The organism is Mycobacterium sp. (assembly GCF_049281135.1).
In the GTDB taxonomy this organism is placed as follows: Bacteria; Actinomycetota; Actinomycetes; order Mycobacteriales; family Mycobacteriaceae; genus Mycobacterium.
The window spans coordinates 1-3,899 of record NZ_JBAPRN010000429.1 but is presented as its reverse complement, the minus strand read 5'-3'; the positions used below and the strand labels follow the sequence as shown (position 1 = coordinate 3,899).

Here is a 3,899-nt window from a genome sequence, read left to right as displayed (position 1 = left end):
CATTCTGCTGCGCCACGGCAGGTCGACGTCCAACACCGCACACGTGTTGGCCGGCCGTTCCGAAGGCATCGAGCTCGACGACAAGGGGCGCCAGCAGGCCGCGGAATTGGTCGATCGGATCGGCGATCTGCCGGTCAAGGCGGTGGTGACATCACCGCTGGTGCGTTGTCGAAGCACCGTCGAGCCGCTCGCTGCCGCACTGGGTGTCGAGCCGAGCTTCGACGAGCGGTTCGCTGAGGTCGACTACGGCGAATGGACCGGTCGCAAGCTCGGCGATCTGGTCAAGGAGCCGCTGTGGTCGGTGGTCCAGGCCCATCCCAGCGCAGCGGTGTTTCCCGGTGGCGAAGGGTTGGCCGAGGTGCAGACCCGTGCCGTCGCCGCGGTTCGGGAGCACGACGCGCGGCTGGCAGAGGAGTCCGGCGGCGACGTGCTCTGGCTGGCTTGCACTCATGGCGATGTGATCAAGGCGGTTCTGGCCGACGCGCTCGGCTTGCATCTGGATGGTTTTCAGCGCATTTCCGCTGACCCCGCGTCGCTCAGCGTGATCCGTTACACGAAGCTTCGCCCGTTCGTGCTGCATGCCAACCACACCGGCGCGCGGCTGACGTCCGCGTTGACGGCTGCTCCGGCGCCCGCAGGCGATACAGCGGCCGACGATGCTGTCGTCGGCGGCTCCACCGACTGAGTCGTTGTCCGAGCGCGTTGCGCCAGGATTTACGACTCCGCTGCAACTGCCGGTATTTTGGAGTTGCTATGTCTCGTGCGATCCACGTCTTCCGCTCACCCGACCGATTCGTCGCCGGGACCGTTGGCCAGCCCGGAAATCGCACGTTCTACCTGCAGGCCGTCCATGACGCCCGGGTGGTGTCGGTGGTGCTGGAAAAGCAGCAAGTGGCAGTGCTCGCCGAGCGGATCGACGCGCTGCTGGTCGAGGTCAATCGGCGGTTCGGCACGCCGGTTCCGCCGGAGACCGGCGAAGTTGAAGACCTCAGCCCGCTGATCACACCGGTCGATGCCGAATTCCGGGTCGGGACCATGGGTCTGGGCTGGGATTCCGAGGCACAAACCGTGGTTGTCGAACTGCTGGCCGTCAGCGATACCGAGTTCGACGCGTCGGTGGTGCTCGACGACACCGACGAGGGTCCAGACGCCGTGCGGGTGTTCCTGACACCGGAGTCGGCGCGCGAATTCGCCACCCGGTCCAATGCCGTCATTTCCGCGGGCCGTCCGCCGTGCCCGCTGTGCGATGAACCGCTGGACCCCGAGGGCCACATCTGCGCGCGAACCAACGGCTACCGGCGCAGCGCGCTGCTCGGGCCGGACGATGACGCAGAGGCCTGACGATCGCGAGGTACTGCGCAGCGGTGAGCTGACGGTCCTGGGACGGATTCGCTCGGCGAGCAACGCCACATTTCTGTGCGAGGCGACGCTGGACGACCACACCGTGCACTGCGTGTACAAGCCGATATCCGGCGAACAGCCGCTATGGGATTTTCCCGACGGCACCCTGGCCGGCCGCGAGCTTGGCGCCTATCTGGTCTCGGCGCATCTTGGTTGGAACATCGTGCCCTACACCATCATTCGGCACGGTCCGGCCGGCCCGGGAATGCTGCAGCGGTGGGTAGACCAGCCCGGAGATACGCCTGATTCAGATCCCGGGCCCGAGCTGGGTCTGGTCGACCTGGTTCCGGCCGACCGGTGCCCGCGCGGCTACCTTCCGGTGCTGCGCGCCTATGACTATGCCGGCGACCCGGTCGAGTTGGTGCACGCCGACGACATTCGGCTCTGGCGCATGGCGGTATTCGACGTATTGGTCAACAACGCTGACCGCAAGGGCGGTCACGTGCTGCGTGGCGTCGACGGCGACGTCTACGGCGTCGACCACGGAGTGTGCCTGCACGTCGAGGACAAGCTGCGCACGGTGCTGTGGGGGTGGGCCGGCAAGAAGGTCGACGACGACACGTTGGAGAAGGTGTCCTGCCTGGTCGACGGCCTGGCCGGCTCGCTCGGGGATGCGCTGGCCGACCACATCACCAGCGCCGAGATCGCGGCGTTGCGGCTGCGCGCCCGCATCCTGCTCTCGCACCCGGTGATGCCCGGCCCGGACCGGCACCGCCCGATTCCCTGGCCCGCTTTCTAAGGCGCTCGATGCCACGATCTTTGGCGCTTTGGCTGGACGCCCCCGTCCGCGTTGAGGAAATCCTCGCGGCGTTCGGCGACGAGCAGTACTGGCAGGCCAGGCTGGCCGCCTTCGACGGCGGCACGGCCACATTGAACGGGCTGACCCTCGGCGACGACGGGTCGGTAACCGCGGCCCTCACGGTCAGCCTGTTCGCCAATCGGCTACCGAAGGTGGTCACCGCGTTGGCGCCCGGCGATTTGGAGATGGCCCGCACCGAGACGTGGCACCCGACCGGCGACGGCCAGGCGCGCGGCACGATCGAGGTGGTGGTTCCCGGCGCGCCGGTGTCCGCGATCGGGACGGTGATGTTGGTCTCACTGGCGATCGGTGCTCGGCTGGACTTCAGCACGACCGTGCGAGTGAACATCCCACTGGTGGGCGGTCAGGTCGAAAACTTCATCGTCAGCCGGCTCGGCGACGAGATCAGCGCGGTGCAACGCTTCACCAACCAGTGGATCGTGGCGCACCGCTGACCCCGCCTTGCGTCGTGGATGGCATGACGGACCGCGCCCGTCGGTGATACTGGACCGGTGACCCCTGAGCCCCTCAGCGACGCGGCGCTGGCCGCCAGCCTTGCCGAAGAGGCAGGCAAGCTGTTGCTGACGGTGCGCAATCGGGTCGGTTTCGACCACCAGTGGCTGCTGGGGGATGAGGGCGACAGCCAGGCCAACGCGCTGTTGCTCAGGCGACTGCACGCCGAGCGCCCGGCCGACGCGGTGCTCAGCGAAGAGGCCTACGACGACTTGAACCGATTGCGGGCCGACCGGGTCTGGATCGTCGACCCGCTGGACGGAACACGCGAATTCTCCTGGGAAGGGCGTGAAGACTGGGCCGTGCACGTGGCGCTGTGGCAGCGCCACGGCGGGCCCAACGGAGCGATCACCGACGCAGCCGTTGCGTTGCCCGCGATGGGGGAGCTGCATCGCAGCGACACCGTCAGCGCGCCGGAGACAACGCATTCCGGGCCGATCCGGATCACCGCGAGCTCCAACCGGCCGCCCGCCGTGCTGTACCACCTGGCCCGCCAGCTCGACGTCGAATTCGTCCGAATCGGTTCAGCCGGAGCGAAAGCCATGTCGGTGGTGCGCGGCGACGCCGACGCCTACATCCATGCCGGCGGCCAGTGGGAGTGGGATTCGGCTGCTCCGGCCGGCGTGATCCTGGCGGCGGGCATGCATGCTTCGCGGTTGGACGGCTCGGAGATGATCTACAACCGTCCCGACCCGTATCTGCCCGACTTCCTGATGTGTCGCGCCGAACTCGCGGACCTGTTGCTGGGTGCCATCCGGTTGGCGAGCTAGCGACTGAGGAATTTCCAGCCAGCCCTAAACGGTTGCCGGTGACATGTTGTCTCTTGCGCAGCCTGGGGTGTTCTCGGACCGTCGTACGGCCCGCATGGGTGGCGGGCTTAAAGTCGACGGCATGCAATCCTGGCCCGCCGCACCGATACCGGTGCTGCCGGGGCGAGGCCCGGAGCTGCGGCTGTACGACACCTCTGACCGCCAGGTGCGCCCGGTTGCGGCCGGGCCGACGGCCACCATGTACGTCTGCGGGATCACGCCTTACGACGCCACCCATCTCGGCCACGCCGCGACCTATCTGGCGTTCGATCTGATCCACCGGCTGTGGCTGGACCTCGGACACGACGTGCACTACGTGCAGAACGTCACCGACGTCGACGATCCACTGTTCGAGCGGGCCAATCGTGACGGCATCG

General features: G+C 67.5%; 5 protein-coding genes and 1 pseudogene. All 6 read left to right on the top strand.

What is annotated here, in order from left to right; translation table 11 throughout:
• The first annotated feature begins 1 nt into the window (after nt 1).
• Complete coding sequence (locus tag WAN02_RS17655) at nt 2-685, top strand: histidine phosphatase family protein (RefSeq protein ID WP_422265536.1); 684 nt, start codon at nt 2-4, stop codon at nt 683-685.
• Nucleotides 686-753: 68 nt separating this feature from the next.
• Nucleotides 754-1,341 (top strand): DUF3090 domain-containing protein, encoded by a 588-nt coding sequence (locus tag WAN02_RS17650; RefSeq protein WP_422265535.1) that lies wholly within the window; start codon nt 754-756, stop codon nt 1,339-1,341.
• Nucleotides 1,325-2,140 carry an SCO1664 family protein gene (locus WAN02_RS17645; protein WP_422265534.1) on the top strand — a complete coding sequence of 272 codons (816 nt, stop codon included), beginning with the start codon at nt 1,325-1,327 and terminating at the stop codon, nt 2,138-2,140. Before WAN02_RS17650 ends, WAN02_RS17645 begins: the two co-directional genes overlap by 17 nt.
• 8 nt (nt 2,141-2,148) lie before the next feature.
• Nucleotides 2,149-2,655, top strand: coding sequence for a DUF2505 domain-containing protein (locus WAN02_RS17640; protein WP_422265533.1), 507 nt, complete (start codon nt 2,149-2,151; stop codon nt 2,653-2,655).
• Between the two features lie 57 nt (nt 2,656-2,712).
• On the top strand, nt 2,713-3,483 hold the full coding sequence (locus tag WAN02_RS17635; RefSeq protein WP_422265532.1) for a 3'(2'),5'-bisphosphate nucleotidase CysQ: 771 nt from the start codon (nt 2,713-2,715) through the stop codon (nt 3,481-3,483).
• 121 nt (nt 3,484-3,604) lie between these two features.
• Nucleotides 3,605-3,899, top strand: a pseudogene (locus WAN02_RS17630) (cysteine--1-D-myo-inosityl 2-amino-2-deoxy-alpha-D-glucopyranoside ligase); the annotation flags it as partial.

Bases quoted from the DNA above. Each gene is read 5' to 3' on its own strand.
- WAN02_RS17645 (WP_422265534.1), top strand. From the start codon at position 1,325: ATGACGCAGAGGCCTGACGATCGCGAGGTACTGCGCAGCGGTGAGCTG.
- WAN02_RS17650 (WP_422265535.1), top strand. From the start codon at position 754: ATGTCTCGTGCGATCCACGTCTTCCGCTCACCCGACCGATTCGTCGCC.
- WAN02_RS17640 (WP_422265533.1), top strand. From the start codon at position 2,149: ATGCCACGATCTTTGGCGCTTTGGCTGGACGCCCCCGTCCGCGTTGAG.